Source organism: Actinomadura miaoliensis (genome assembly GCF_039536785.1).
Lineage (GTDB): Bacteria > Actinomycetota > Actinomycetes > Streptosporangiales > Streptosporangiaceae > Spirillospora > Spirillospora miaoliensis.
On sequence record NZ_BAAAZG010000001.1, the window covers coordinates 447,355 to 474,278 of the forward strand.

At 71.8% G+C, this 26,924-nt stretch carries 23 protein-coding genes; 7 read left to right on the top strand and 16 right to left on the bottom strand.

The annotated features are described in order from the left end of the window. Nucleotides 1-48: 48 nt before the first annotated feature. The 8 genes from ABD811_RS02105 to ABD811_RS02140 form a co-directional block, all read right to left on the bottom strand. On the bottom strand, nucleotides 49-1,410 hold the full coding sequence (locus ABD811_RS02105) for an MFS transporter (RefSeq protein WP_344939780.1): 1,362 nt from the start codon (nucleotides 1,408-1,410) through the stop codon (nucleotides 49-51). Continuing rightward, complete coding sequence (locus ABD811_RS02110) at nucleotides 1,394-1,807, bottom strand: Rieske (2Fe-2S) protein (RefSeq protein WP_344939782.1); 414 nt, start codon at nucleotides 1,805-1,807, stop codon at nucleotides 1,394-1,396. Before ABD811_RS02110 ends, ABD811_RS02105 begins: the two co-directional genes overlap by 17 nt. A 10-nt stretch (nucleotides 1,808-1,817) precedes the next feature. Beyond that, nucleotides 1,818-3,029, bottom strand: coding sequence for an NAD(P)/FAD-dependent oxidoreductase (locus ABD811_RS02115; RefSeq protein ID WP_344939784.1), 1,212 nt, complete (start codon nucleotides 3,027-3,029; stop codon nucleotides 1,818-1,820). Continuing rightward, nucleotides 3,029-3,364: a Rieske (2Fe-2S) protein gene (locus ABD811_RS02120; RefSeq protein ID WP_344939786.1), complete on the bottom strand. Its 336-nt coding sequence runs from the start codon at nucleotides 3,362-3,364 to the stop codon at nucleotides 3,029-3,031. The genes ABD811_RS02115 and ABD811_RS02120 overlap by 1 nt, the downstream gene beginning before the upstream one ends. Nucleotides 3,365-3,510: 146 nt before the next feature. Then, nucleotides 3,511-4,230, bottom strand: a complete 720-nt coding sequence (locus ABD811_RS02125) for an iron-containing redox enzyme family protein (RefSeq protein WP_344939788.1) — start codon at nucleotides 4,228-4,230, stop codon at nucleotides 3,511-3,513. 144 nt (nucleotides 4,231-4,374) lie between these two features. Further along, nucleotides 4,375-5,832, bottom strand: coding sequence for an aldehyde dehydrogenase family protein (locus ABD811_RS02130; RefSeq protein WP_344939790.1), 1,458 nt, complete (start codon nucleotides 5,830-5,832; stop codon nucleotides 4,375-4,377). 2 nt (nucleotides 5,833-5,834) lie between these two features. Beyond that, a complete protein-coding gene (locus ABD811_RS02135) occupies nucleotides 5,835-6,335 on the bottom strand; it encodes a RidA family protein (RefSeq protein WP_344939792.1) in 501 nt (166 codons plus the stop codon). After that, nucleotides 6,328-7,968, bottom strand: coding sequence for a gamma-glutamyltransferase family protein (locus ABD811_RS02140; protein WP_344939794.1), 1,641 nt, complete (start codon nucleotides 7,966-7,968; stop codon nucleotides 6,328-6,330). The genes ABD811_RS02135 and ABD811_RS02140 overlap by 8 nt, the downstream gene beginning before the upstream one ends. A 316-nt stretch (nucleotides 7,969-8,284) precedes the next feature. On the opposite strand from ABD811_RS02140, the gene ABD811_RS02145 reads away from it, so the two are divergent. Then, entirely contained in the window at nucleotides 8,285-9,889 is a 1,605-nt protein-coding gene (locus tag ABD811_RS02145) for a hypothetical protein (protein ID WP_344939796.1), read from the top strand. An 8-nt stretch (nucleotides 9,890-9,897) separates the two neighbouring features. Next, complete coding sequence (locus tag ABD811_RS02150; RefSeq protein ID WP_344939798.1) at nucleotides 9,898-10,620, top strand: DUF1275 family protein; 723 nt, start codon at nucleotides 9,898-9,900, stop codon at nucleotides 10,618-10,620. Between the two features lie 80 nt (nucleotides 10,621-10,700). Here the strand turns inward: ABD811_RS02150 and ABD811_RS02155 are convergent, their stop codons facing one another. From ABD811_RS02155 to ABD811_RS02165, 3 genes are all read right to left on the bottom strand, one after another. Continuing rightward, nucleotides 10,701-11,309, bottom strand: coding sequence for a pyridoxamine 5'-phosphate oxidase family protein (locus ABD811_RS02155; RefSeq protein WP_344939799.1), 609 nt, complete (start codon nucleotides 11,307-11,309; stop codon nucleotides 10,701-10,703). Between the two features lie 309 nt (nucleotides 11,310-11,618). Beyond that, nucleotides 11,619-11,819, bottom strand: coding sequence for a hypothetical protein (locus tag ABD811_RS02160; protein ID WP_344939801.1), 201 nt, complete (start codon nucleotides 11,817-11,819; stop codon nucleotides 11,619-11,621). A 181-nt stretch (nucleotides 11,820-12,000) separates the two neighbouring features. Beyond that, nucleotides 12,001-13,452 (bottom strand): hypothetical protein, encoded by a 1,452-nt coding sequence (locus tag ABD811_RS02165; RefSeq protein WP_344939804.1) that lies wholly within the window; start codon nucleotides 13,450-13,452, stop codon nucleotides 12,001-12,003. 495 nt (nucleotides 13,453-13,947) lie between these two features. Between ABD811_RS02165 and ABD811_RS02170 the strand changes: the two genes are divergently transcribed. Continuing rightward, a complete protein-coding gene (locus ABD811_RS02170; RefSeq protein WP_344939807.1) occupies nucleotides 13,948-15,468 on the top strand; it encodes a ricin-type beta-trefoil lectin domain protein in 1,521 nt (506 codons plus the stop codon). A 100-nt stretch (nucleotides 15,469-15,568) separates the two neighbouring features. Then, nucleotides 15,569-17,182, top strand: a complete 1,614-nt coding sequence (locus ABD811_RS02175; RefSeq protein WP_344939811.1) for a beta-1,3-glucanase family protein — start codon at nucleotides 15,569-15,571, stop codon at nucleotides 17,180-17,182. A 696-nt stretch (nucleotides 17,183-17,878) separates the two neighbouring features. Here the strand turns inward: ABD811_RS02175 and ABD811_RS02180 are convergent. Beyond that, the gene (locus tag ABD811_RS02180) at nucleotides 17,879-18,631 is read right to left on the bottom strand and encodes a TetR/AcrR family transcriptional regulator (RefSeq protein ID WP_344939813.1); all 753 of its coding nucleotides are present in this window, start codon (nucleotides 18,629-18,631) and stop codon (nucleotides 17,879-17,881) included. 72 nt (nucleotides 18,632-18,703) lie between these two features. Here ABD811_RS02180 and ABD811_RS02185 point away from each other — a divergent pair, with 72 nt between their 5' ends. Continuing rightward, the gene (locus ABD811_RS02185; protein ID WP_344939815.1) at nucleotides 18,704-19,738 is read left to right on the top strand and encodes an amidohydrolase family protein; all 1,035 of its coding nucleotides are present in this window, start codon (nucleotides 18,704-18,706) and stop codon (nucleotides 19,736-19,738) included. Nucleotides 19,739-20,046: 308 nt separating this feature from the next. Next, the gene (locus ABD811_RS02190; protein WP_344939817.1) at nucleotides 20,047-20,424 is read left to right on the top strand and encodes a ricin-type beta-trefoil lectin domain protein; all 378 of its coding nucleotides are present in this window, start codon (nucleotides 20,047-20,049) and stop codon (nucleotides 20,422-20,424) included. A 520-nt stretch (nucleotides 20,425-20,944) separates the two neighbouring features. Here the strand turns inward: ABD811_RS02190 and ABD811_RS02195 are convergent. Then, nucleotides 20,945-21,355: a VOC family protein gene (locus tag ABD811_RS02195; RefSeq protein WP_344941049.1), complete on the bottom strand. Its 411-nt coding sequence runs from the start codon at nucleotides 21,353-21,355 to the stop codon at nucleotides 20,945-20,947. 430 nt (nucleotides 21,356-21,785) lie between these two features. On the opposite strand from ABD811_RS02195, the gene ABD811_RS02200 reads away from it, so the two are divergent. Further along, nucleotides 21,786-21,959 (top strand): hypothetical protein, encoded by a 174-nt coding sequence (locus ABD811_RS02200; RefSeq protein ID WP_344941081.1) that lies wholly within the window; start codon nucleotides 21,786-21,788, stop codon nucleotides 21,957-21,959. A 945-nt stretch (nucleotides 21,960-22,904) separates the two neighbouring features. Here ABD811_RS02200 and ABD811_RS02205 read toward each other — a convergent pair. From ABD811_RS02205 to ABD811_RS02215, 3 genes are all read right to left on the bottom strand, one after another. After that, entirely contained in the window at nucleotides 22,905-23,261 is a 357-nt protein-coding gene (locus ABD811_RS02205) for a VOC family protein (RefSeq protein WP_344939819.1), read from the bottom strand. A gap of 1,742 nt (nucleotides 23,262-25,003) precedes the next feature. Beyond that, a complete protein-coding gene (locus ABD811_RS02210; RefSeq protein WP_344939822.1) occupies nucleotides 25,004-25,981 on the bottom strand; it encodes a sterol desaturase family protein in 978 nt (325 codons plus the stop codon). Nucleotides 25,982-26,082: 101 nt separating this feature from the next. Next, nucleotides 26,083-26,898 (bottom strand): helix-turn-helix domain-containing protein, encoded by an 816-nt coding sequence (locus ABD811_RS02215; protein WP_344939825.1) that lies wholly within the window; start codon nucleotides 26,896-26,898, stop codon nucleotides 26,083-26,085. Nucleotides 26,899-26,924: the final 26 nt, after the last annotated feature.

Genomic DNA, 26,924 nt, shown 5'->3' on the forward strand with positions numbered 1-26,924 from the left:
GGCGCGTCACCGCGAAACCGGGAAACCCGGTGGTGCGTGCGGGAGGCGCTACGCGGCGGGGGCGCGACCGGCGAACGACGCCAGCAGCCCGAGCACCGCGATCGCGGCGCAGCCGGCGAAGACGGCGCCGAACGCCGGGCCCCGGTCCAGCACGGCCGCGACCCACGCCGCGCCCAGCGCCGAGCCGCCGAAGCGCAGCAGGTTGAACAGGCCGAGCCCGGCGCCGTACCCGCCCGCCCGCGAACGCGTCGCGCCGGTCGCCGCCGGGGTCTGCACCAGCGCCACGCCCGCGCCCGTGAGCAGCAGCGCGGCCAGCAGCCACGGGACGGCGGCGTGCACGACGAAGACCGCGCACACCAGCGCCTGCCCGGCGACCAGCAGCACCAGCCCGCCGCGCAGCACCCGGCGAGGACCGGCCCGTTCCATGAGGACACCGACGACCGGCGCGAGGACCGACATAGCGATCGGCAGGCACAGCAGCAGCCCGCCCGCGGCGAAGGTCGCCACGTGCCGTTCGGTCGTCAGGTAGAGCGGGACGCCGAGCAGCGTCGCGCCGAGGCAGAACATCTGCGCCAGCACGGTCAGGCACGACCGCAGGTACCGGACCTCCAGCAGCAGCCGCGGCGGAAGGAACGCGTCGGCCCGGCCGCGTTCGGCGAGCAGGAAGGCCACGGCGGCGAGCAGCCCGGCGGGCGCGCCCAGCCACACCAGCGGGGAGGACAGGCCCAGCGGGGCGACGGCGGACGCCGCGCCCAGGCCGAGCGCGGCGGCGAGGGTCAGCAGGACGGCGCCCCGCCAGTCGAGCGGGACCCGCCGGGGCCGGTCGCGCGGTACCAGCCGCAGGGCGAGCACGGCCGCCGCCAGTCCCAGCGGGACGACGGGCCAGAACACCGCGCGCCAGCCGAACCAGGTGGCCAGCCCGCCGCCGAGGGTCGGCCCGGCCGCCTGCCCGACGCCGTTGGCCGCGGCCCACAGCGCCAGCGCCCGGCCCCGCCCGTCGCCGGGGAACAGCGTCACGATGAGCGCCATCACGGTCGGGAGCATGGCGGCGGTCGCGACCCCCTGCACGGCCCGTGCCGCGACGAGCGCGGGCAGGCCGGGGGCGAGGGCGGCGGCCGCCGAGGACGCGCCGAGAACCGCCATCGCGGCGGCGAACACCCTGCGGTGGCCGTACCGGTCGCCGACCCAGCCGGAGACGGGCAGCAGCACCGCGAAGGTGACGGTGAACGCGACCACCAGCAGCGACCCGGCCGACACCCGGACGCCGAGGTCGTCGAGGATGTCGCTGAGCGGCACGTTGACGATCGTGTTGGCGACGGTGCCGGTGAACGTACCGGTCAGCAGGGGGACGAGCGCGGCCCACGGGCCCCCGCCGGGGCCGCGTCCCGCCGGTTCATCGCTGGTGGACACCCTGCCGCCGGCGTCGCGGGCCGGGCTGCTCCACGCCCGGCGGGATGGCCACCAGGATCCTGCCGTCCTCCTCCCGCACCGGGTAGACCCGCACCGGACGGGTGGCGGGCGGCGTGATCGGCTCGCCGTCGGCGAAGTCGAAGACGCTGCCGTGACAGGAGCACAGCAGCCCGTCCTCGGTCACGCGCCCGGAGGACAGCAGGCAGTCCAGGTGCGTGCAGTAGTTCGACATCGCGTGCACCACGCCCTCCGAGCGGGCGACGGCGATCTCGGCCTCCCCGACGAAGAAGCGGCGGACCACGCCTTCGGGCACCTGCCCCGACCGGGCCACGTACTGGTACTCGGGGGCTTCGCCCGCTCCGGTCGCGGAGGACTCGGGCAACTCGGCGGACTCCATCGCGGGCTCCTCAGCTCAGCAGGTCGGTCAGGTCGGCGTCCTCGTCACGCAGGACGTCCGGATCGGGGGCGGCGCCCGCGGCGATCAGCTCGCGCGCCACCGCGACCTCGCCGCCGCGGTCGACGGCGAACACGCCTCGCAGCACGCCCCCGGCCAGGTAGAACGCGGCGAAGTCGAAGTCCTCGACCCGGCCGCGCACGACCAGCCGGTCGGCGCCGCCGGTGAATCCGGCGCACTGCAGGTTGCGGTCGAACTGGTCGGACCAGAACCAGGGCGGCGCGGTGTGCGCGGTCTCGCGGCCGAGGATGGTCTTGGCGACGGCCATGCCCTGCGCGTTGGCGTTGTCGAAGTGCTCGGCGCGGATCCGCCGGCCGGCGAGCGGGTGGTGGAAGACGGTGACGTCGCCGGCGGCGTACACGCCCTCCTGGGCCGTCCGGCAGTACTCGTCCACGACGATGCCGCCGGCGATCTCGACGCCGGTCCCGGCGGCGGGTTCGACGTTGGGCACCATGCCCGCGCCGACCACGACCAGGTCGCCCTCGACGGTGGCGCCGCCGCTGGTGGTGATCACGGCGGCGTCCGCCGTCTCGCGGTACGTCTCGACCTTCTCGCCGGTGCGCAGATCCACGCCGGCGTCGCGCTGGAGGGCGGCGAGCGCGTCGCCCACCGGCTCGCCGAGGACGTGCCCGAACGGCTGCCCCGCCTGCTCGACCACGGTGACCTCGGCGCCCAGCGCGCGGGCGGTGGAGGCGACCTCCGAGCCGACGAACCCGGCGCCGATGACGATGACCCGCGCTCCCGGCCGCAGCTCGGCGCGCAACCGGTCGGCGTCGGCGACGGTGCGCAGGTAGCGGACGCGGTCGCCCGCCACGCCGGGCAGCCGGCGGGGGCGTCCTCCGGTCGCGACCAGCACGGCGCCGGCCGTCTGGACCGTGCCGTCGGCGTACTCGACCGCGCGGTCGGCGGGGCGGATGGCGGCGACCCGGGTGCCGGTCCGCAGCTCGACGGCGTTGTCGGCGCACCACCGCGGGGTGAGCAGGAACAGCTCGTCCCGGTCCTGGTCGCCGGCCAGGTAGTCCTTGGACAGCGGCGGCCGCTGGTAGGGCGCCTCGGGCTCCTCCCCGACCAGGGTGAGGCGGCCGTCGAAGCCGCGGCGGCGCAGCGTGCGGGCGGCGACGGCGGCGGCCTGCCCCGCGCCGACCACGAGGACGGACTCGATCATCACGACTCCTTGGTGGGGACGCGCGGCCGCGGGTCCACGTAGACGGTCCCGCCGTCGACGCGCACGGCGTAGGTGGGCTGGCACTCCTCGCGGTCCTCGACGCGGCCGGTCTCCGGGTCGATCTTCCACTGGTGCCCGGGGCAGATCACGCGCCCGTACAGCAGGGTGCCCTTGGTCAGCCGGCGCTGCTTGTGCACGCACAGGTCGTCGAGCGCGTACACGGTCTCGCCGACCAGGAACAGCGCGATGTGCCGTCCGGCGACGGTGACCGCGAGCCGCCGGCGGCGGCGCACGTCCGCCAGGGCCGCGGCCTCGACCCAGTGGTCCGTCGTCATCTCTCTCCGTTCCGTTCCTCGTTGCGGGGCGGTCCGCCGCGGACCCGGCCCCGACCCGCTCCGGGTACCGGGCGGGGCGGGGCCGGGGGCCGCGGGGCCGGGCGGCGGCGGGACGCGCCCACCGCCGTCCGGCCGCGGCCGGTCCGTCAGGCGCCGGACCCCACCAGGTCCGGCTTGACGTAGTAGTCGTAGAGGCCCTGCGTGTAGGAGAAGCGCATCTCCGCGCCCCACCGGCACATCTGCAGGCAGCGCTGCTGGAGTTCCGGCGTGTCGGCGTGGTCGAGCACGATCTGGTAGCCGCGCTCGCCGTGCACCACGTCGGAGGTGATGTGCAGGTCGAAGAACTCGATCTCGTCCTCGGTGAAGCCGTACACCTCGCGCAGCGGCACGATCTGCTTCTTGTAGATGCTGGGCACCTGCGACTCCAGCCCGACGACCAGCGCGGCGGTGGCGACCACGAAGTGCTCGCGCATCGCGACCGAGTAGCACCACGCCTGCAGGCCGCGGGTGATGGGGTTCATGTTGGCCGGGTCCTCGACCCGCTCACGGGTGGTGCCGCACGCCTCGGCGAACCGGATGAGGAGGTCGGTGTGCCGGATGTCGGCCAGCTCCTCCTCGTACATGTTCTGGAGGGTGAAGTCCTTGGCGCCGGTGAACTGGTCGGGGGTGTTGGCGTAGACGTAGCCCAGGTAGTCGGCGAACGGGCCCACGTAGTGGTAGTGGTTCTCCGCCCAGCGGGCGAAGTGCTCGCGCTTCAGCTCCCCTTCCGCCCAGGCGCGGCTGAACGAGGCGTTCTTCGCCTCCCGCCCCTTGATGGCATTCTCGAGTTCCTTACGGAATTCTTCCTTGGACAGCAGTTCCGCCATTTTGGGCTCCTTTCTCTCCGTCAAGCTAAAAGCGCGCCGGGGTCGCCTGCCATGGCCGGAGCGCACAGCGCCGGGCGGATCCGGTGTGCACCTTGCACGAGGCGGCGCCACGCCCCGTCCCCGGGGCCGCCGTGACGCCGCCGGTCACGGCGAGATGTAGACGCTCTTCTCCTGGGTGTAGAAGAGCATCATCGATTCACCGGCCTGTTCCTTGAATGTCTGCGTGCTGGATTCCTTGAGGCCGCCGAAGGGCACGGTCATCGCCATTCCCGTGGTCGGCTGGTTGACCTTGACCAGGCCGCTGCGGACGCGCGCGGCGAAGGTGAGGGCGCGGTCCAGGTCGCGGGTCACGATGCCCGCGGAAAGGCCGTATTCGGTGGCGTCGGCGAGCGCGATCGCCTCGTCGAGATCAGCGGCCCGCTGGAAGGCCAGCACCGGCCCGAAGATCTCCTCGCGGGCGATCCGCATGTCCGGGGTGACGTCCGCGAAGACGGCCGGGGTCACGAACAGGCCCCGGTCGAGTCCGGGCCCGTCCGGCCGGCGTCCGCCGGTCACGAGCTTGGCCCCTTCCTCCTCGCCGACGCGCACGTACTCCAGGACCTTGCGGAGCTGGAAGTCGGCGGCCAGCGGGCCCATGTCGACCCCGGGGCGCATGCCGTCGCCGACCGTCCGCGCCTCGGCCAGCCGGACGACCCGTTCCAGCAGGGCGTCGTGGACCGATTCGTGGACGATGACGCGGCTGGTTCCGGTGCACGCCTGGCCGCTGAGCCCGAACGCGCCCTTGGCGACGATCTGCGCGGCGCGGTCCAGGTCGGCGTCCTCCAGGACGATGACGGGGTTCTTCCCGCCCATCTCCAGCTGGCAGCGCCGCGACGGCCCGACGGCCGCGTGCACGGCCCGCCCGGCCGCGGTGGAACCGGTGAACGTCACCGCCGCCACGTGCGGGTCGGCGGCGAGCGCGGCCCCCGGCTCCGCGCCGCCATGGACGAGGGCGATGACACGCGGCGGCAGTCCGCCCGCCAGCAGCGCCTCCACGAGCCGCTGCGCCATGAGCGGGGTGACCGGCGAGGGTTTGAACACCACCCCGTTCCCGGCGGCCAGCGCGGGGCCGATCTTGCGGGACGGGATGTTGAGCGGGAAGTTCCACGGCGTGACGGCACCCACCACGCCGACCGGTTCGCGGCGGGTGTAAACCAGCCCGCCGTCGTCCGCCGGATAACTGCGGCCCGTGATGCGCAGCGCCTCACCCGCGTAGTAGCGCAGGTTCTTGGGCGTGCGGCTCGTCTCGATCGCCGCCTCGGCGCGGGTCTTGCCCTCCTCCCGCACCAGTTCGGCGGTGAGTTGTTCCGCTCGTTCCTCCAGCCATGCGGCGGCGGCCTCCAGCACCGCGGCGCGGCGCTCGGCCGGCGCGGCGGCCCACTCGGCGGCGCCCTCGGCGACGGCGGCGACCGCGGCCGCCATGTCGGCGGCCGAGGAGTCGGGGAACTCGCCGACCACGTCGTCCTGGTCGGCCGGGTTGCGGCGGGCGAAGGTGCGGCCGCCGGCGGCGGGCGTCCACTCCCCCGCGACGAGGTTGAGCCCGGTGTGCGGTCGGGTCTGCATGCTCAGCGGTCCTCCACAGGGATGTCGCCGGCCGGGGCGAGGGCCAGCGCGGTCAGTTCCACCTCCACCGGCGCCCCGCCGGGCAGCGCGCGTACGCCGATGGCACTGCGGGCGGGCGGCGCGACGTCCGGGGTCAGCTCCGCCAGCGCGGCCGAGGCGCCGTCGGCGACGGCCGACAGCGCGGTGAAGCCGTCCGCGCAGGCCACGTACACCGTCATCCGCAGCCAGGTCCGGACCCGCCCGGGGCCTCCCGCAGCCGCGGCCACGGCGGACACGGCGTTGCGCGCGGCGACCCCGGCGGCGTCGCGTGCGGCGGCGGCGTCCACCTCGCGGCCGACCAGCCCGGTCACGGTCAGCTCCCCGTCGCGGCGCGGGGTCATGCCCGCGCTGGCCATCAGCACGAGTCCGGCGCCGTACGGGGCGACGACGGCGGGCGCGTAGTCGCCCTGGGGACGCGGGGGCCGCGGCAGGGCCCGCTCTTCGGCACCGCGCTTGTCAGACACCGAGAGCCACCCCGTCCTGGCGTGGGTCGGAGGCGCCGAGCAGCACGCCGGTCTCCTCGGCGACCGAGATGATCTGGGCGCTGCCACCCGCCGCCCACGGCCCCTGGACCCGCACGTCGTGGCCGAGCTCGCGCAGCCGCTGCAGGCGCGCCGCGCCGAGCCGGGACTCGCACCGCAGTTCCGGCGGCTCGCCGATGACGTCGGCGTCGCTGCCCGGGTGCGCGGTGAAGCGGGGCGCGGCCACGGCGGTGGCGGGGTCGAGGCCGTGATCCAGCAGGTGGGACAGGAGCTGGGCGTTCCACTGGACCTGCCCGTCGCCGCCCGGGGTGTTGCCGACGTGCAGCAGCCGCCCGTCGTCGCCGGTGACCAGCCAGGCGTTCAGGGTGTGCAGCGGGCGCCGCCGCGGCCGGACCTCGTTGGGATGGCCGTCGATGAGGTAGGCGCCGCGGCCGAGCCGGTTGTTGAGGACGACGCCGGTGCCCGGCACCGTGACGCGGGCGCCGAACGTGAAGGCCAGCGAGTGGATGAGGCTCACCGCCATGCCGTCGCCGTCCACCGCCGCCATGGACGTGGTGTCGCCGTCGACCGGCACGGCCGGGGTCGCGGGGGCGGGCAGGTCGCCGGCGAGCAGGCGGGCGCGGGCGGCGGCGATCGCGTCGGGCGCCAGCAGGCCGCGCCAGTGGTCGTTGTCGGATCCGCAGCCGGCGAACCGGTCGGCGAAGGCGAGCCGTGCCGCGCTCGCCGACCGGTGCACCGCCTCGGCCGACAGCCAGGGCAGTTCCGCGAGGCGCCCGTCGTTCAGCGCGATCTGCTGGAGCACCATCCAGCCCGGCGTGGGCGGCGGCGTCTGGTGGACGGTGACGCCCCGGTACGAACCGGTCAGCGCGTCGCCCACCAGCGCCTCACCCGTCGCCGCCCACTCGTCCCCGCTGAACGGGGCGCCCGCGGCCACGAGCGCGGCGACGGCCCGTTCGGCCGGCTCACCGGTGTAGAAGGAGGCGGGGTCGGCCGCCAGGCGCCGCAGGGTGGCGGCGAGCTCGGGTTGCCTCAGCGGCGTCCCGACCGGCGGCGGCGCGCCCTTGGGCAGGAAGACCCTGGCGGTTCCCGGGTCGCGGGCCAGCGCCTCGCGGCGTTCGATGATGTCGTCGCGCGTCTTGTAGGTGCACGGCACGCCCCGTTCGGCGGCGTCGGCGGCAGGCGCCCACAGGCGCGGCAGGTCCCAGGTGGCCGCGTCGGCGTGCAGCGCGGCCAGTGCCGCGACCGCCCCGGGGACGGCCACGGCCAGCGGGCCCTCCAGCGGCACGGCCGCCAGGCCGCGCTCGCGGTAGAAGCCGGGGTCGCCGCCGTCGGGCCCGAAGCCGCTGCCGCCGAACGCGGTGACCGTTCCGTCGGGACGGCGCAGCAGCGCGAACGCGTCGCCGCCGACCCCGCACTGCCCCGGCAGGGCGAGCCAGGACATCGCGGCCATGGCCAGCGCCGCGTCGACGGCGTTGCCGCCCGCCTCGAGGACCGCCGCCCCGGCCCGGCTGACCGCCGGATGGCTGGAGGCGACCATTCCCCGCGTGCCGACCGTGGGCCCGCGCCCCTGGCACCCGAACTCCGCCGCCGCGGATGCTGCTGGTTCTGCTGCCATGCGCCCAGTGTCGGGCGACCGCCCGCCGCGCCGACATGGACCGAATGCCGAAGATCGGCGGGATTCCTTGGGCAGTCCGCACATCGGACGGCGCGGATCCGTTCCCTGTGCTGGCGCTCCGACACGGTGCACAAAACGACCGGGTCGCGGCTGTGCACGTTCCTCATTGTTCACCGGCCGGCAATCGACCAGATTCTCTGCAACCGCTCACGAACCTCCCGCCCCTGCCCCCCAGGTTCGACAAGGAGGTGGTGGCGTGCAGCCAGGCGCCGCCCACTGGGTCTTTCTGTCCGGGATCGTCCTCATCATCGGGGTCATGATCGCTCGCAGGAACGTCGTCGTCCCCGCGATCGCGGCGACCTTCTGCACCGCCCTCGCCTACGACGGCGACCCCGTCCGCGCCCTGCAGGCGGTGTTCAACGCCAGCCTCACGGCGGCCACCGAGCTGTTCAACATCTTCCTGATCATCGCCCTGGTGACCGCGCTGCTCGGCGCGCTGCGCGGGCTGGGCGCCGACCGCCGCATGGTGGAGCCGTTCCGGCACGTGATGCGCGGCGGGCACTCGGCCTTCTGGGTGGTCGCCGGGATGACGTACCTGATCAGCCTGTTCTTCTGGCCCACGCCGGCGGTGCCGCTGATCGGCGCGGTGCTGCTGCCGGCGGCGATCTCGGCGGGCCTGCCGCCGGCCGGCGCCGCCCTGGCGATGGCCGTCGCCGGTCAGGGGATGGCGCTGTCCAGCGACTACGTCATGCAGGTCGCGCCCGGCCTGTCGGCCAAGGCGGCCGGGGTGGGCACCACCGAGGTCGCCGACCGCGCCATGGTCCTGTCCCTGATCACCGGCGGAGTCGCGCTGGCACTGGGCTACCTGATGACGCGGCGCGAGATGCGCGAGCCGGACGTCCGGCACCTGGTCCGCTGGGAGGCCGGCGTCACCGATCCCGAGGTCCGCGGCAGGCGGCGGTTCCCGTCCCTGCGACGCCTCACCGCGGCCGCCGGAGCGGACGACGCCGGACGGATCGACACCGCGGCCATTGCCCCCGGTACAACCACGGCCGTCCCCGGCACGGACGCGGCCGGCGGAACCGACCCGGCCGTCGAAGCCGCCGCCCCCGCCGCGGCTACCGCCGTCATCGACCAGGACCCGCCTGACCGCGGAACGCCGGGCACGTCGGCCGACGACGCCGGCTCGGCCCCCGCTCCCGGGGACGGCAACGAGCGGCGTTCCAAGGCGTTCGCGCTGATCGTGCCGCTGGCCCTGGCCGGGCTCGTGGGCTACATGATGCTCGGCAAGTTCACGGGTCTGGTCCCCGAGGTCGTGGGCGGCGACGCCGCGGCCCTGGTCGGCGGCGTGACCGTGCTGCTGCTGATCACGGCCGCGCTGTCGCTGGACGGCCGCGGCTGCCTGGAGTCCTGCGCCGACCACATCGTCGACGGGCTGGTCTTCTCGGTGAAGGCGATGGGCGTGGTGATCCCGATCGCCGGCTTCTTCTTCATCGGCAACGCCGACTTCGCCGGGAAGATCATGGCGCTGGAGGAGGGGCGTCAGGCGCCCGGCTTCCTGTTCGACCTGGTGACCCGGATCGAGAGCGCCATCCCCGACGGCGGCCTGGTCGTCGGGTTCGGGCTGCTGCTGGTCGGCCTGGTCACCGGGCTGGACGGGTCGGGCTTCGCCGGGCTGCCGCTGACCGGCTCGCTGGCCGGCACGCTCGGCCCCGCCTCCGGCACGGACCCCGCCCTGCTGGCCGCGATCGGGCAGATGGGGTGCGTGTGGTCGGGCGGCGGCGTGCTCATCGCCTGGTCGTCGCTGCTCGCGGTGGCCGGGTTCGCCCGCGTCCCGGTGCTGGACCTGGTCCGCCGTTCGTTCCTGCCCGTCATGGCCGGCCTCGTCGTCTCGACGGCGGTCGGTATCGCGATCTTCTGAGGAGTCCGTTGACCGCCACCACCGGACCGGCCCGGCCCGCACAGGCCGGGCCGGTCCCGTCCCCCGGCCGGGGCCGCACTACCCGGGCGATCCTGCTCGTCGCGCTGACCTTCGGCGCGGGCACCACCGACATCGTCGGGTTCCTGGGCATGCACCAGGTGTTCACGGCCAACATGACCGGCAACATCGTCCTGTTCGGGCTGGCCGCCGGGGAGGGCACGGGGGTCGACCTCGCGCGCTGCGGCGTGGCCACCCTGGCGTTCGCGCTCGGCCTGCTGCTCGGCTTCCTGCTGGCGGGCCGCGCCGGCGCGTCCCTGCTGTGGCCTCCGGGCGTGACCCGCGCCCTGGCCGCCGGGCTGGTCCTGCAGACGGGCTTCCTGGCGGGCTGGGCGGCCACGGACTCGCGGCCGGAGGGCTGGGCGCTGCTCGCGCTCATCGCCCTGTCCTCCGCCGCCATGGGGGTCCAGACCGCGGCGGCGCGCAGCCTGGCCGCCGACGGCATCACCACGACGTTCGTCACCGGGACGCTCACCTCGGTGATGGGCGCCCTGGCGGTCGGCTCGACGGCCGCGGCGGGACTGCGCACGGCGGTCATCGTGGCGCTGGCCGCCGGTGCCGCGGCGGGCGGCGCTCTGATGGGACCGGCCCCACTGGTCGCCGCGGGGATCAGCCCACTGATCACCGCAGTCGCCATCGCGGCCGGATTCCGCCTCCAGCGCCTACCGTCCTGAACGGCGCGAGCCCGGCGCCCCTGCGCCTCGTCGCCGCCCGCGCACCGGACCCCGTCGCCGGCCGAACCCGCGGATCGAGGTCAGTAGAGGTTCTTTTCGGCGTCCAGGGCGAGGGTCTCGTCGATCGCCGCCACGGACATCTTCTTGATCCCCAGGTGGTCCTTGGCGATCCGTCCGAGCGTGGGCAGGGTCTTGCGGTCCGGCCAGGTCTCGGGTTTCCACAGCGACGAGCGCAGGAACGCCTTCGCGCAGTGCATGTACAGCTCTTCGACGTCGACGAGGAGCGCCAGCCGCGGCCGCCTCCCCTGGACCGTGAGGTCGTCGAAGAACGGCGCGTCCGACACCAGCGCGGCGCGCCCGTTCACCCGCAGTGTCTCGTTCATCCCCGGCACGATGAACAGCAGCGCGACGTGCGGGTTGTCCAGCACGTTGCGGAAGCTGTCGACCCGGTGGTTGCCGGGGCGGTCGGCGAGCACGAGCTGGTGGTCGTTGAGGACCAGCACCGACCCGGCGGGGTCCCCGCGCGGCGAGACGTCGCAGGTGCCCTCCGAGTTCGAGGTCGCCAGCAGCACGAAGGGCGAGTGCGCGATGATCGTGCGCGCGTGCTCGTCGATCCGGGCGATGTCCTTGTCCCAGATGTTCTGCGGCGGCTCTTCGACGATCTCCCGAAGCTCGGCCTCTGTCGTCACCTTGCGAATCTCAGCAGGCTGCACCCCCCGAATATAAGGTAAGCCTCACCAGCGAGCCCGCCGTGCCGCATCCGGCACTGCGAAGACGCGGCAGGCGGCCACGCACGAACGCCTCGCTCATCGCGAGACCGGATGACGTTCTCGCGTCAACCCCTTCAGGGGAGAGTTGTGGCCCGCCACGGCGAGTTTCCGCCCCCGCCTCCCGGTCTTTGCGGACGGCGCACACGGTAACGGGTTCACCTTCTTGGAGCCGCCCGGACGGACGAGTCCCCAGCCGGGAAAGGCGCCCGCCGATCGCATCGGTGGGCCCTATGGCGAGCCCTTGCGGACGTCCGGCCAGGTGGCGGTGGCGTCCTCTTCCGCCGCGGCGGCGAACTCCGCAGGGATCGGAAGCGGTCGTTTCCCGCGACGGGCGTGGCGACTGGCGACATACAGCATGACGAGGCAGATGACACCGAGCACGACGGCCAACCAGTACTTGTCGAACGCATTGCGGTCGGCTTGGAGCACGGAACCAGGGTCGTCCGGGTCGTAGCGGACCCTGCCGTTGGCCACGTCGCGGCGGCCGCGCCCCCGGCCGACCCGCACTTGACGGAACCGCCGAACCACTCGATGACCGGCATCCACGTCCGCCCAGCACGACGTGCCCCGTCCAACTGGGCGGCGGGTGGTCTTCGCCGCCCGTCGCCTGTCAGCCGTTGGCGATGCGGACGATTCCAGTCGTGGTGCCCTGGTAGACGACACCGGGGGTGGTGGTGCCGACCATCTGGAGGGGGTCGTAGAGGAAGCCGGTACCGAGGGGCTTGGTGCGGACGGTGGCGCCGGTGGCGGGGTCGATCTCGGTGTAGACGTAGGTGTCGAGAATCGAGGTCCAGGTCGTGCCGGGGATGAGCGGCTTGCGGACGACCGTGCGGAGCAGGCCGTCCGCGGTCGACAGGCGCGGGACGGCGGCGGAGCGGACGACGGTGTCCCAGGCCAGGGTGCAGCCCGAGGCCGTAACGTTCACGCGCGACAGGCCGCCGGTGAAGTCGGCGGACGCCGGGACGCTGGTGCCGGCGTCTTCGGGCAGCGCCGGATAGGGATAGCCGTAGGTGCCGGCGACGAAGACCGCGCTCCCGGCGGCGACCGGCGAGTTCTCGCTGCCGCTGCCGCCGGCCTTCAGAACGGGCACCTTGCAGAGCCGCTGCCCCGTTGCACTGGCGTACACCAGCAGGTTCACCGTCGGGGCGGCGTTGTCGACGATGGTGAGGTAGCCGGTGCCGTTCGGGCCGAAGAAGGTCGGGGTGGAGCCCGACCCCCAGCTGAGCTGGCCCGGCTTGCGGCCCGGCCCCCGGTCGTAGGGCTGCCGCCACACGACCGAGGGCGTCCCGGCGGCGTCGGCGCGCAGCAGATAGGTGGCATGGGTGGTGGTGACGGCGGTGCCCTCGGGCGCGGTGGAGATGCTGTTGGCGATCTTCTCCCCTGCCGGAAGCGCGACGGACCTCACGACGCCCGTGGTGTCGTCGGCGGTGCCCACGACGCCGCCGCCGGTGGCGAACCACACGCGGCCCTGCCAGTCCGGAGAGAGCCCGACGACCGAGTCGTCCCCGGCGACGACGGCGTCCAGGGGCAGGCGGCTCGCCACGTAGAGTTCCCAGCCACCCGAGGAGGTCTTCCGGTGGCCGATGCGCAGCAGGTCCCGGGTGCCGTCGACGACCACGAGGCGGTCGGCGTGGTCGAGGTAGGCGTAGACGCCGCCGAGCAGGGATCCCTTGGTGAGGCCGAGTTCAGCGACGGAGTCGCCGGAGGCGGGGTCGAGCAGGTGGACCGTCGGCGCCTGGCCGAAGATCTCGGTGCACAGCGCCACGGGGTACCCGTCCGCGCCGGCCAGGACCGTCGGGCAGGCCGAGGCGAGGGCGACACGGCGCGAGGTCAGCGGCCCGGCGGCGGGCCCGGGGAGCGGAGTGGCGTCGGAGGACCCGGTGTCGCCGTGCATGGTGGCGGTGCCGAGGGGGCCGGCGTAGGGATTGCGGGGCGGCAGCGGCTCGAAGGGGCCGGCCGCGAACGCGGGCAAGGCCGGCAGGGCGACCGCGGCCAGCAGTGCGACGATGACGACGGCGCGGGTCAGGACGGCACGGAACGAGACGGTGGGACGCAACAGCACTCCCGGAGGGTGACGGGACCGCGAGGGCGGCCGCCGGACGATGGGTACGCGCCGATGATCAGACAACCGTACTTTACATACTGTTTGAGTAGGAATCGTCGCCGCCGCACGCAGGCACCGAGTGCGGCTCCACAAGACCTGAGCTGCATGTTCGCCTCAAAGTGCTCGGTCAACGCTACGGACAACAAGACCCCGAGCACCCATGGCGCGGCCGCGGACGGTCCATGTTCGCCCGTCGTTCACTCCGAGGCACCGGGGCATGGAAGTGCACCTTCGGAGATTCCGATTGTCTGCGTCCTTCCCCGCGCCGGGAAGAGCGCCGCGAGAACCGATTGGGGTGTCGACGCACCCGACTCCCGCGCGCTCGCCGCGACTCCGCCGCCGCATCGGCGTGCGGCACTTCGGTCGAAACGGTAGATCCCGACCGGCAAGTAACTGTAAAGTCTCTTTACAGAGAGCGCTCTCACGATCTGCCCCCCGCCCCCAGGGATCGTTATGAGACTCACCGTGCCGACCGGTGCGGCGGTGTTCGCCGCCGCACTCGTCTTCCCGTCCGCGGTCGCTCAGGCCGCCCCGCCCGATGATCCTCGTCCGACCCCTGCCCCGCCCGGGGTGTCCATGCAGCAGGCGCTGCAGCGCGACCTGCACCTGACCGCCGCGCAGGTGCGCGTACGCCAGGCTCACGAAGCCGCGGCGACCCGGGTCGAGCGCCGGATGCGCACCCGGCTGGCCGGCCGGTTCGGCGGCGCCTGGTACGACGCCGCCCGGCAGCGGTTGGCCGTCGGCGTCCTGAACGCCAGGGACGCCGGCCTCGTCAAGGCGGCCGGCGCGGAACCCGTGCCGGTCCGGCGCACCGAGAGACAACTGGACGCCACGAAGGCGCGGCTCGACCGGGCCGCCAAGGCGGCAGGCAAGGACGTCTACGCCTGGTACGTCGACGTGGCGGCCAACACCGTCGTGGTGTCGGCGGCCGATCGCGCCGCGGCGGAACGCTTCGCGAAGGCCGGCGCCGTCGACACCGCGGCGGTGCGCATCTCCGTCGGCCAGGCGGCCCCGCGCCCCGTGTACGACATCCGGGGCGGCGACCAGTACGTCATCAACGGCAACGTCCTGTGCTCGGTCGGGTTCTCGGTGAACAACGGCGGCTTCGTCACTGCAGGCCACTGCGGACGCGCCGGAAATCCCACCCTCGGCTACAACAACGTCGGCCAGGGCACCTTCGCCGGTTCGTCGTTCCCGGGCAACGACTACGCCTGGGTGCGGACGAACGGCGACTGGACGCCGCGTCCCTGGGTGAACGACTACGGCGGCGGCAACGTCGCGGTCGCGGGCTCCCAGGAGGCCCCGGTCGGCGCGTCCATCTGCCGGTCCGGGCGCACCACCGGCTGGCGCTGCGGGGTCGTCCAGGCCAAGAACGTGACCGTCAACTACTCCGGTTCACTGGTCGACGGGCTCACCCAGACCACCGCGTGCGCCGAGGGCGGCGACTCCGGCGGCCCCTATGTGTCAGGTGACCAGGCGCAGGGTGTCACCTCCGGCGCGTCGGGCAACTGCACCAGCGGCGGCACTACGTTCTTCCAGCCGGTCAACGAGATCCTCGGCGCGTACGGCCTGACCCTCACCACCACCGGCGGCGGAAGCACCAGCCGGATCATCGGCTGGCAGGACAAGTGCATCGACGTGCCGAACTCCAACGGCGTCGACGGGCAGCGCCTGCAACTGTGGGACTGCAACAACACCGCCGCCCAGAACTGGACCTTCCCCGGTGACGGCACCATCCGCGCCTTCGGCCTGTGCATGGACGTCGCCTGGGGCTCCACCGCCAACGGCGCCGCCATCCAGCTCGCCCGGTGCAGCGGGAACCCCGCGCAGCAGTTCGTCCTCAGCGGCGCCGGCGATCTGGTCAACCCGCAGGCCAACAAGTGCGTGGACGTCACCGACTGGGGCGGTGCCGGCACCCCGCTCCAGCTCTGGGAGTGCTCCGGCGGCGCCAACCAGAAGTGGCGCCGCGGCTGACCGTACGAGTCCGTCATGACGGCCGGGGGCGGTGCCGCACACATCGCCCCCACGATTCTCATGGAGGCCCGCCATGTCACAGAAAGTGAAGAGATCCCTCATGACAGGGACGTTGAGGTCCGCCGGCCGGAGACTGCTCACCTGGCTGGCCGCGGCCACGGTCACGGTGTCGGTCACCGTCGCGACGGGGACGACGCAGGCGCACGCGACCGGACCGGACCTGCTGCCCGTCACGGTCACCAACAACACCGGGCGCAGCGAACCGGTCTACCTCTACGTCCTCGGCAAGGACACCCGCCCCGGCGGCCGGCTGGGCTACGTGAACCAGAGCGGGGCGTTCTCTCCCTGGCCGGCCGGCTCGCTGCCGCCGTCGCCGGCGCCCGACGTGTCCATCCCCGGCCCGGCCAACGGCGGCCGCACGACCATCTACTTCCCGCGCTTCCTGTCGGCCCGGGTGTACTTCTCCATCGGGGAGAAGCTCAAGTTCTTCCTCACCCCGGACGGCCTGGTGCAGCCCGCGCCGTGGGCGGCCGGGGACCCCAACCGCGACATCCTCTTCGACTGGAGCGAGTTCACCTACGACGACGCGGGCCTGTGGCTCAACAGCACACAGGTCGACATGTTCGCGATCCCGCACGCCGTCAGCGTGACCGGCGCCAACGGGGTGACCAAGCGGACCGGCGACCTGGTCGACAACGGCCGGGACAAGGTGATCAACGCCATCAAGGCGCAGCCCGGCTGGGCGAACACGGTCCACACGCGCAACGACGGCACGGTGCTCCGGGTGCTGGCCCCCGGCAAGGCCGCCGACGCCGGGCTGTTCGACAGGAACTACCTCGCCCCCTACATCGACAGCGCGTGGAACGCCTACACCGGCAAGACCCTGACCGTCGTGCCGTTCCGGGACCAGCCGAACGTCAAGTACTTCGGCCGTACGTCCGGGAACGTCATGAACTTCACCGACGCCTCCGGCAGGCAGGTCCACTCGATCAACAAGCCGAGCACCGCGGACGTGTGGGGCTGCAGCGGCGCCCTCTTCGCACCCAACGACCAGGTCCAGGGCCCGATCGCCCGCACGGTCTGCGCGGCGCTGCACCGCTCCACGCTCGGCACCATCGACACCCAGCCCAGCTACGACCCGGCCGAGTTCTACCGCGGCTCGCTGACCAACCACTACTCGCGGATCATCCACGCCAACATGGTGGACGGCAAGGCGTACGGGTTCCCCTTCGACGACGTCGGCAACTTCGAGTCGCTGGTGCACGACGGTGACCCGCGCTCGGCCTCCATCACGCTGACCCCGTTCGGTGCGGGCGGCTCCCCCGGCGGTGACACCAGTGCGCTGGTGAGCAACTGGAACAACAAGTGCATCGACGTGCCCGGCGCCAACTTCAGCGACGGCGTGCCGCTGCAGACGTACACGTGCAACGGCACCGCCGCGCAGCGGTGGACCTTCACCGGCGGCACGCTGCGCACGCAGAACGACAAGTGCATGGACGTGGCCTGGGGCTCGCGGGACAACGGCGCAGTGATCCAGATCGCGAACTGCAGCGGAAACCCGGCGCAGCAGTTCGTGCTGAGCGGGGCCGGCGATCTCGTGAATCCGCAGGCGAACAAGTGCGTCGACATCAAGGATTGGAACGGCAACGACGGCGCTGCCCTGCAGTTGTGGGAGTGCAACGGCGGCGCCAACCAGAAGTGGCGCCGCGGCTGACCGGTAGGAGTCCCGCGTGACGGCTGGGGCGGTACCGCAGCACGTACCGCCCCAGCCCTGACCGTCCATATCGCCCCAGATGACCGACCTGGCGAGCCGGGTGACGGCTCGTCTCTCGTCACACGGAAGCCACCTCCCACAGGAAGCCGTCCACGCCGGTGAAGTGCACCGGAGTAGCCGCCCCCACTTGGCTTCGCCGTCAACAGAGACCGCCACCCTCAAAAGAAACGTGGACCTCTTGACGGGGCTCGCCCTCGCCGTCGCAGACCGCCCACGCAGAAGCCGACACCGTCCTCATCGCCATCCGCGCGTCCCTTGGCGAAAGCCCGTCGCGGCAACAGGCCCAGCCTGCTGACGAGAGTCGAATCCCCCCGGCACTCTCTTCAAACCACCAGATATGTGCCATTGACCGCCCCCCGCGACAGCCTGGCCGGCCTATCGGTGCGCCGCCAGCGACCATCGAGAGAACGTGAACCACGGCTACGCCACGACCAAGGCGCCGGCCCAGAGCCTGCCCATCGCAAAGGTCATCGGTCGGCCGTAGCCGAGGAGGGCCGCAGTGGGAAAGTGAGTGCGTAGAAGTGGCGGCAGGCTGGTCGCGCGTGTGGATCATGCAGGACGTGGGTCGTCGTCACCAGCTGACCGACGCCACATGGGCCATATGGAAAGCCGTTGGGCGGGCGGGGCGCCGACATCTCAACCGGCGGCGGCAAGGCGGTCCAGCCACTCCCCCAGGAGCTGCTGTTCGGCGCTGCTGAGAGTCGTCTGTTCGGGCAGCGCGGCGCGCAAGGCACGGGCGGCGCCTGCCGGGCCCGTGTCCCGCACGGCAGGCTGCTGGTTGGTGACAGCGGCGACCATGGATTCCCGCAGCGTGGTCAACAGGGCCGGGTCGCGCCGGTCCTCGGACAGGGACAGCCAGGTGAGCACTGCGCCGCGCCCCGTCGCATGGACGATCTGGGCCGCGAGTTCCTCGTCGACCCGAAGCAAGCCGTGGGCGGCGAGGCGCCGGATACGCCCCATCAGGATTTCCATTCCGGCCCGGAAGGCGGCCGAGTTCGTCCTCGTGGGTTCGCTGTACATGAGTGTGTACAGCGCGGGATTGGCCAACCCGAACTCGACCGCGGCGTCCCATCCGGCTCTCAGGTCCTCGATGGGGTCCGCTGGGTCGGGGGCGACGTGCTTGGTGGCGAGAAACGCGGCGAAACCGTGTTCGGCCACCGCGTCGAGCAGCCCGTCCTTGTCGCCGAACAGTCGGTAGATGGCCGGCGGCCGCAGGCCCGCCGCATCAGCGACCGCGCGGGTGGTGACCGCGTCGCGCCCCCCGCGCGCCAGCAGTCCGATGGCGGCCTCGATGACCCGCTGCCGGGTCTGTTCGCGGCCCAGCGTCGCGGCGTCGGCGGCGCGGCTCCCACCATGCGGACGTTGTGTCATGTAGCGACGATACAGCATTCATGGTTCCACTGTTTGTATCAGTGATACAGTCAAATCGTTTCCATTGATACAGGCCCTGAGGAGCGGTGCATGTCCCACCGACTGCGGATCATCGCGCTGGAGGAACACGTCGTCCTGCCCACGGTCATGGAGGCCTGGGCGCGGGCCGGAGTACCGGAACTGCCGAACCTCGGGTTCGGCGACAGCCCCGTCGCCCAGCGACTGCGCGACACCGCGGACACGAGGCTGGCGCACATGGACGACCAGGGAGTCGACGTGGCAGTGCTGTCCATCTCGTCACCGGGTGTGCAGAACCTGCCTGCCCCAGATGCGATCGCCGTGGCCCGCGACACCAACGACCAGCTCGCGGAGATCGTGGCCGGCAACCCCGACCGCTTCCAGGCGTTCGCGGCGATCCCGACGCAGTCGCCGTCGGCCGCGGCCGCCGAACTGGAGCGGGCGGTCACCGAACTGGGCTTCCCGGGCGCCATGCTCTACGGACGCACCGGATCCAAACTGGCCGACGACCCCGTGTACGACGAGCTTTACGCCGCTGCCGAGCGGCTGCAGGTTCCCCTCCACTTCCACCCGCAGATGCCCGTGCAGGCGGTGGTAGACGCCTACTACTCGAACATCGGTCCCATCGGGACCGCACTGGCAGGGCCTGCGATCGGCTGGTACTACGACCTGGGCGTGCAGTACCTGAGAATGATCTTCTCCGGCGTCTTCGACCGATACCCCGAACTCCAGGTGATCGCTGGTCACTGGGGAGAGGTCGTGCTCTTCTATCTCGACCACACCGGTTACTTCGCCGACGCCGGTGGCCTGGCCCGCCCGCTCGCCGACTACTTCAAGCAGAACTTCTGGGTCGCCGGAAGCGGCACCGTCAGCCCCCGCTACCTCCGCTGGACAGCAGAAGTCGTAGGGACCGAACGGATGCTGTACTCCACCGACTACCCCTTCACCTACGGCTCCCGCCCCGGCGGCTTCCCCTTCGTAGACACCAGCGGCGGCGTCGCCCGCTCCTTCCTGGAGAACGCCCCATTCACCGCCGAACAAAAAGCCGACATCGCCCACCGCAACTGGGAACGCCTCACATCCCACGCCACAAATCCCAGCCACTGACCCTCAACACCCCAGCAGCAGACCCGCTATGACGGGCTCGGCGCCCAAGCCGCGCAGCGTGCTCACCGTCCCCGGATGTCGGCTGGGTCGTCGACGGCCCGGCGCGCACTTTGACGCACATCAGGGGCCGTTGACCTGGAGTTTCGTAACCGTGCTCGTCCACTTGGCCGTCGAAGCTGTGCTACGACTGGCGGCTGCGGCGGAACCGGCGGTGACAAGAAACCGGCCATGACGGTATGCAGCAACACACTCACCTTGAGTGATAAACCTGAGGACCCCGGCTCCAAGACACCCGAGAGGTAGCTCCCGTGATCAAGCATCTTGCACTGACCGGCCTGGTCCTGGCCTTCGCCGCGATGGCCAGCGGCCCGGCGGCCGCCGCGGCCTCCACCTCCACTCCCCAGCGCGCGGCCGCGAACCCGGTGTGCCTGGACGCGACCAACAGCCGCGCCAATAACACCAACGTCCGGCTCTGGAGCTGCCTGAACCACCCCAACCAGAAATGGGTCATCCGCGACGGGCAGATCATCATCGCCGACACCCTGGCCTCCAACCCGGTGTGCCTGGACGCCACCAACAGCCGCGCCAACAACACCAACGTCCGGCTCTGGAGCTGCCTGAACCACCCCAACCAGAAATGGGTCATCCGCGACGGGCAGATCATCATCGCCGACACCTTCGCCTGACCCACTGCTCGTTCCGATGACCCGTCGGTGATGACGGGCCGGAAACGATGAAGGCCCAGGCCTGGGAGACATGTCCCCCGGCCTGGGCCTTCTGTGTGGAGCGGAGGATCGTCACGGGGACGGGGTCTGGCTTCCGTGAACGGCGTTGCCGTCAGCCAGTCCCGTCCGACGAGGAGTTGGACGTCGCCGGGTAATCCCAGAGGAGTCCACCTGGCCAGCCCAATGGGTAAGCGATCGACCGCCGTGTACGCTCCGGCGAATACGGCACGGTTGGATACGGCAGGGCACCGGTCGAGCGCCCCGTGTCCGCATCGGATGCGAGCACCCGGCACGGTATGTCGGACAAAACACATAACTTGCACTGGGCTAAGGCGGCCGCCAACTCGCCAAATGAAACGGCGTCTAAATCTCCCATTCACTCTCGGCTAGGCCTCCTTGGGCACCATGGGGCGCCCGGTGAATTGCACCTGAGCCCGATCTCGTCTCGACTGTCGGTCGGGCCTGCGCCTCGCCGGGCGGCTCAGCGGAGTTCGTTGATGCGGATCAGGTTGCCCGCGGGATCACGGACGGCGCAGTCACGAACGCCGTACGGCTGCTCGGTCGGCTCGTGGACGATCTCGGCGCCGCCGGCCCGCAGCCGCTCGAAGATACCGTCGAGGTCGGCGGTGGCCAGGAGAATGCCGGCGTAGGTGCCCTTGGCCATCATCTCGGCGATGGTGCGGCGTTCGTCGTCGGTGATGCCCAGGTCGGCGGCCGGGGGCTCCAAGACGATGGACGTGTCAGGCTGACCAGCGGGACCGACCGTGATCCAGCGCATCCCGTCGTATCCGACGTCGTTGCGGACCTCGAAGCCGAGGACGTCGCGATAAAAGGCCAGGGACGCGTCCGGGTCGTCATGCGGGAGGAAGCTCGCGTGAATGGTGATGTCCATGGCAGTCACGCTAGGTGCGGCTCGCTGACCGGCGCTTCTCGAATCCTGATCGCTCTGCTTGCCCGTTCCAGCCGTGGAAGCCCCCAGGACGGCGACTCGCCAAAGGGCAAACCAAAAACTCATGCTGGGCACCTAGCCGACATTGCGCGTTACGAACGAGCCCCTCAGCCTCCGGCGGCCGCGGGCCGATCCGGTCGCCGGACACGACGCAGCGGCGCGAGGTCGCGTGAGCACCGCGTCCGTGGCAGGTCGCTGGTCAGCTACGAAAACTGCTCTCCACGTCTGCGCGAGGGCCTCGGTCAGGCGCCGCCATAAGGTCGCGAGGCGTTCGCCGGTAAGGTGAAGCGCTCAGCGACAAGGTCGGCGGGGGCCCTGGACGACGATCCAGCCAGCGCCGGCGCCGGTGGTCCAGTCCGGCCATGACCGCCCGGTGGCGCTCGAGGACGAAGACCGACTTGCCGAGGTCGGCGAGCCGGTCGAGCAGGCCGATCAACTGCTCGACGTCGGCCAGGTTAGGCCGGTGATCGACTCGTTGAGGGCGCCCGACGCCGTCGAGCTTGTGCAGGGCGTACACGGCCGACGTACGTACCTCGCCGACGTTTAAGAGACGCCAGCCGACCCTTCGGCTCTCGACACTGACGCCTTTAAAATCGTCCACACAGCGCGAGCACGCTGATCAAATCGAGGCTGTCAGCAACATGCAGCACAGACGACAGCGCGGCCCTTTCCCAGGAGCCATCGCTAACCGTGTTCCCAGCCGCCCGCGGGCCACCTTCCCGGTTCCCTTTCAGCTGGCCCTTCGGCTCTCGACACTGACGCCCTCAAAGTCGTCCACACAGCGCGAGCACGCTGATCAAATCGTGGCCGTCAGCAACATGCAGCACAGACGACTGCGCGGCCCTTTTCCAGGGCCGTCAGTGACCGTGTTTCCATCCGCCCGGGGCCGCCTTCCCGGTTCCGTCGGCGCCGCTTGGTGCAATCTGACCAGCTTCGAGAAGTACGTCTGGTGGGCCCTTGGTCGGGGCGGTAGTGGCGACAGTCCACCTCTACTGATCGGCGATGTCGGCCGGGATGATGCGCCCGGTCCTGCGACGTCCGTCTGGCGACGCCAGCCGACCGCGTTTGGCTGATGGAGCCGCTGGGGCCCGCCGATGCGGCAAGCGCGGAGGAGGCGCCAGGCCCACGAGCGGTTGTCGCACATCAGCTCGCGGCCGGGCCTCTCGTCTCCTCGCGCCACGCCTGAGTGCGGCGCGAGGAGACGCGGAACCTACCAGTACGGCGTGGCGGGCGTACGCAGGTTGAAGCTGGTGCGCCTGACGAGCGGTCGCCCCGCTCCGGCGGCAGCGCGCCGATCTCGAGGATCTCGACCTCACCCTCGGTCACGGACACGTTGCGCCTTGGCCAGCAGCGGCACCTCACCGTCCAGTCGAAGGCGGCACCAGGTACGGCGCACTGTCCTGGCAAGGCGCTGGCTCCTAGACGTCCGTGTTGTGGACGCGCCGATGCTTCGTGTCGCGGCGACGCTGAGCGCGGGAGCGGGGCGCGGCGGTCAGCGGTCCTGAATGAGCCCGAGGACATTGCCGTCGGGGTCGGTGACGGTGGCCACCAGGCGGCCGCCGCCGACGTCGCTCGCGGGATCCTTGATGGTGGCGCCCGCGGCGGTCAGCTCGGCCAGCTTCGCCTCGATGTCGGACACGTGCCAGTAGGCCACCGGGGAGGTCAGGCCCTGCGGCCCACCGCCCGGCACGAGGCCGATGTGCTGGCCCTCGGCGTCGAAGCCGACGTAGTAGGACCCGTCGGTCTGCGGCTGGATGCCGAGCAGGGCGGCGTACACCTCCTTGGCCTTCTCGAGGTCGGACACGGGATGCAGCACGGTCTTGATTCCCTGGGTGGAAGAGCCGGTCATGGTCACTCCTGAAGTCGCGGGTCGCGCAGACCCGGTCTTGTCGAACGTCGGGATGAAGCGGGAGGCCCCAAGATCAAGGTGTTCGGGCTGGTCAGCGGGGCCGCCGTGTTTCAGCCGCACTTACGTTAGGCGCGGCTCCGTGCCCTGCGCTTCTCGAATCCTGACCAGTCTGCTCACCTGTTCCGCCGGGCACGACGGCCTTCCCGCCCACGCGCTGAGATCGCCACGACGGGCGGCGGGCCTGATGGTGGCCTGCGCGGAGCTGTCCGGGGCGGGGTGGAGGTGTTGAATCGTGAGGCCGCGGGTGATGAGTGTTCACGGTGTCGTTCTTGCCGCAGTTCGTTCTGGCGTCGGAGCCCGCGGGGCGCCCGGTGTTCAAGGGTTTGGCGGTGGCGACGCCGTCGCGCACTCGACACGCCACGTCATCGGGTTCCCGCCCGGCCACCCCCCTTGGCGAGCCGTGTATACGGCCGGGTGCCGCGCCGACATTCGCACAGGCGCTGCAGGACACGAACTCCTCGCGGTGGTCTTCATGTCGAACCGTTCGTGCTGGTGGTGGACGGCCTTGAGGATCGGTGGACGCGCTGGTTCACCGGGCCCACGAAGCGTCGTGACGACACGGGTTGCGGCCAACTTCCGTCCAGGCGACTTTCACGTGGCTTACGGCCGAGTGCCGCGCCAGCAATCGCACAGGCGCTGCCGGACACGAACTTCCCGCAGTGGTCCCTGAGGGCGCCCACCTCAGCCGCGCCCGCCCCGCCATCGCGCGCTCGATACGCCACGACCGACACTTGCACAGGCGCTGCAGGACAGAACTCCTCGCGGTGGGCGTCGTGATCAGCCGTTCGTACTGGTGGCGGACGGCCTTGGGGATCGGTGGACGCAGTGGTTCACCGGGCTCACGAAGCGCGTCGTGACGACTCGGGTTGCGGCCGACTGCCGTCCAGGCGGACTTTCACCGCGCGGACGGCCTCGCGCCGCTCGCCATACCCTTGCCCCGACGCACCACAGCCCCACGATTCCCCTGGCCGTGCCCGGGGGCGCCCACCTCAGCCGCGCCCGCCCCGCCATCGCGCGCTCGATACGCCACGTCATCGGGTTCCCGCACCCATCGTCGGCGAGCCGTGACTTACGGCTGGGTGCCGCGCCGACACTCGCACAGGCGCTGCAAGACAGAACTCATCGCGGTGGTCTTCATGATCAAGCCATTCGTGCTGGTGGTCGACGGCGCTGAGGATCAGTGGACGCGTTGGTTCGCCGGGCCCACGAAGCACCGTGACTACGCGGGTTGCGGCCTACTGCAGTTCAGGCGACTTTCACCGCGCGGACGGTCTCGCGCCGCTCGCCATGCCCTTGCCCGGACGCACTGCAGCCCCACGAGTGCCTGGCCGTGCCCCGGGGGGGCGCCCACCTCAGCCGCGCCGCCACGCCGCCAGGTCCATCTCGTCCAGCGGAACACCGTCCACCAGCGCTCGCCCCGACTCCGGCGTCACCAGCACCGCCAGCAGTGTCGGCTTGCCCGCAGCCGATGGTCCCGTCGCGCCAGTTGCAATGACACCGCCGCCGCGCGGACCCGTTCAGCACTGGTGTCCGGTACCCCAGCCGGATGTTGTCGGGCACCGGCGCGGCGAACAAATGGCCGCTGCGGCATGGGTGAGCGTGCCGTGGTGGCGTGGACAGGCTGGTGGGCGTCGTCGGCGATGTCGTCCATTACGGCAATCCTTGTTAGGCGGCCGATCACCTCAACCGGCGGTTGACGGCTGCCCGGTGCTGTGGCCGGTTGCGGGACTGGTGGTGCAGGCGCCGGTGGGCTTGAAGGGTTCGGCGAGCTGGGCCAGGTAGCGCACCGGATAGTGGGGTTTGGCGGCCATGCCCAGATCGTCGGAGGTGAAGCGGCGGGCGCCGTCGTAGGAGTAGGTGCGCAGCAGGTGGTCCCAGATCAGGGTGAACAGGCCGAAGTTGACGTCACCGACGCCGGCCCACTTGAGATGGTGGAAACGGTGGCCCTCGTTGAGCGCCAGGACGTGCTTGGCCGGGCCGATGCGGTAGTCGGCGTTGGAGTGCTGGAGGAGCAACTGCACCGCCACGGCCAGGGCGAGCGCGGAGGCCACGTCGACGGGCAGTCCGGCCAGCAGGAGCGGGGTGACACCGGCGGTCATCTCGATGGTCTGGTGGAGCGGGTGCTTCATCAGCCCGTTGAGGCCGTAGAAGCGTTTCACCGAGTGGTGGACGGCGTGGAAGCGCCACAGCACGCCGATCTTGTGGCTGGCGTAGTGCACCAGGGTGATCCCGGCGTCGGCGGCAAGGACGGCCGCCAGCACCTGTGCCCATATCGGCCAGGCGTGTGGCCAGATGTCGACGATCGTGACGACGGCGGCCAGCGCGGGGATGGCTGCGACGCTGCCCAAGACGAGCGTCTCGTTGACCAGGGTGTGCGCGGTGTCGCGGCCCGCGTCCCCCAGTGAGCGGTTCCAGTCCGGTGCGTAGGGCAGCAGACGTTCGGCCGCGAACGAGGCGGCGATGGCGGCGGCCAGCAGCGCCAGCAGCCAGACCTTCCCGGTGCCGTGGGTGGCCCCGGCACTGGTCAGTGCTATGGCGGCGCCGTTGACGCCCAGCAGCATCGCCGGGGCGTACCCGTAACGCACCGTCGTCCGCACCGCCCGCGTGATCGGCGAACTAGTGGTGGTGGTCACTGTCGTGGTGTTCGTGGTCGTGCTCATGGCGGCCAGCTTCGCCCGGATCAGGACGCCGGGCCTTGTACGAATCGGCTGACCACGGGGCCGGCAACGGATCGCCGGAGAACCGGGCAGGGCTCACGGTGTCATCGGAGCTGCTGGCCGGGCCACTGGCGGCGTCGGTGCGGATGCCATCCGGCGGCGCGGGCCGCCTGAGTGGGGGTGATGCCGAACATGGCGCGGCACACCCGGGTCAGGTGGGCGCTGTCGGTGAACCCGGCGGCGTGTGCGGCGTGGGTGAGGGTGGCGCCCTCTTGCACGGCCGCCATGGCGTGCTGGAGGCGGACCCAGCGCCGCCAGGCGGTGTAGGGCAGTCCGAGCTGTTCGGTGAACAGGTGCCCCAGCCGGGTGGCCGACAATCCGACCGCCGTGGCGGCCTCGGTCAGCGAGGCGGGAAGCGCGGGGCCGCCCGGATCCGGCGGCCGCTGGGACGCCGAGGCCAGGACGGCGGCCACCGCCGGATGCAGCCCGGCCCGCGTGACCTGGGCGCCAAGGTCGTGCGACATGACAAGAAGCTGGTCGGCGGATGTGTCGGCTGCGGCGGCGATCCATGCGCTCACCTGATGCCGATCACCTGCCGCCCGCACCCGGGCCGCCACGGCGGCCGCGGCCCTCCCGGCCGGGTCCAGGTAACACGTCGTCCCGTACGCCTGCCCGTCGACGGGGTTCGGGGCCTCGACCGCGTGCACCACCCCGGCCGGAATGATCGCCGCGGCCGCCCGCTGACGGCCGCCGTAGCGGTCCCTGAACACGACCGTGCCGGCGGTGAGCGTCACGACCTGCACCGCGGCGTGGGCGTGCGCCGCGGTGCCGCCAAGACGACCGGCGAAGGACAGCATTCCCGGCTCCAGGCGGGCCGTGCCCGCCCACCCGGCCGCCTGGCCAGGGTCAACGACGGTCATCGCCGCACGCGCCCCCGCCACCGTCG

What these genes read in the sequence shown, in the direction of transcription:
- ABD811_RS02110 (WP_344939782.1), bottom strand. Translation starts at nt 1,807, where the DNA reads ATGGAGTCCGCCGAGTTGCCCGAGTCCTCCGCGACCGGAGCGGGCGAA.
- ABD811_RS02195 (WP_344941049.1), bottom strand. Translation starts at nt 21,355, where the DNA reads ATGGACATCACCATTCACGCGAGCTTCCTCCCGCATGACGACCCGGAC.
- ABD811_RS02120 (WP_344939786.1), bottom strand. Translation starts at nt 3,364, where the DNA reads ATGACGACGGACCACTGGGTCGAGGCCGCGGCCCTGGCGGACGTGCGC.
- ABD811_RS02125 (WP_344939788.1), bottom strand. Translation starts at nt 4,230, where the DNA reads ATGGCGGAACTGCTGTCCAAGGAAGAATTCCGTAAGGAACTCGAGAAT.
- ABD811_RS02210 (WP_344939822.1), bottom strand. Translation starts at nt 25,981, where the DNA reads ATGAGCACGACCACGAACACCACGACAGTGACCACCACCACTAGTTCG.
- ABD811_RS02140 (WP_344939794.1), bottom strand. Translation starts at nt 7,968, where the DNA reads ATGGCAGCAGAACCAGCAGCATCCGCGGCGGCGGAGTTCGGGTGCCAG.
- ABD811_RS02180 (WP_344939813.1), bottom strand. Translation starts at nt 18,631, where the DNA reads ATGCTGTATCGTCGCTACATGACACAACGTCCGCATGGTGGGAGCCGC.
- ABD811_RS02145 (WP_344939796.1), top strand. Translation starts at nt 8,285, where the DNA reads ATGATCGCTCGCAGGAACGTCGTCGTCCCCGCGATCGCGGCGACCTTC.
- ABD811_RS02205 (WP_344939819.1), bottom strand. Translation starts at nt 23,261, where the DNA reads ATGACCGGCTCTTCCACCCAGGGAATCAAGACCGTGCTGCATCCCGTG.
- ABD811_RS02185 (WP_344939815.1), top strand. Translation starts at nt 18,704, where the DNA reads ATGTCCCACCGACTGCGGATCATCGCGCTGGAGGAACACGTCGTCCTG.
- ABD811_RS02115 (WP_344939784.1), bottom strand. Translation starts at nt 3,029, where the DNA reads ATGATCGAGTCCGTCCTCGTGGTCGGCGCGGGGCAGGCCGCCGCCGTC.
- ABD811_RS02215 (WP_344939825.1), bottom strand. Translation starts at nt 26,898, where the DNA reads ATGACCGTCGTTGACCCTGGCCAGGCGGCCGGGTGGGCGGGCACGGCC.
- ABD811_RS02175 (WP_344939811.1), top strand. Translation starts at nt 15,569, where the DNA reads ATGACAGGGACGTTGAGGTCCGCCGGCCGGAGACTGCTCACCTGGCTG.
- ABD811_RS02170 (WP_344939807.1), top strand. Translation starts at nt 13,948, where the DNA reads ATGAGACTCACCGTGCCGACCGGTGCGGCGGTGTTCGCCGCCGCACTC.
- ABD811_RS02130 (WP_344939790.1), bottom strand. Translation starts at nt 5,832, where the DNA reads ATGCAGACCCGACCGCACACCGGGCTCAACCTCGTCGCGGGGGAGTGG.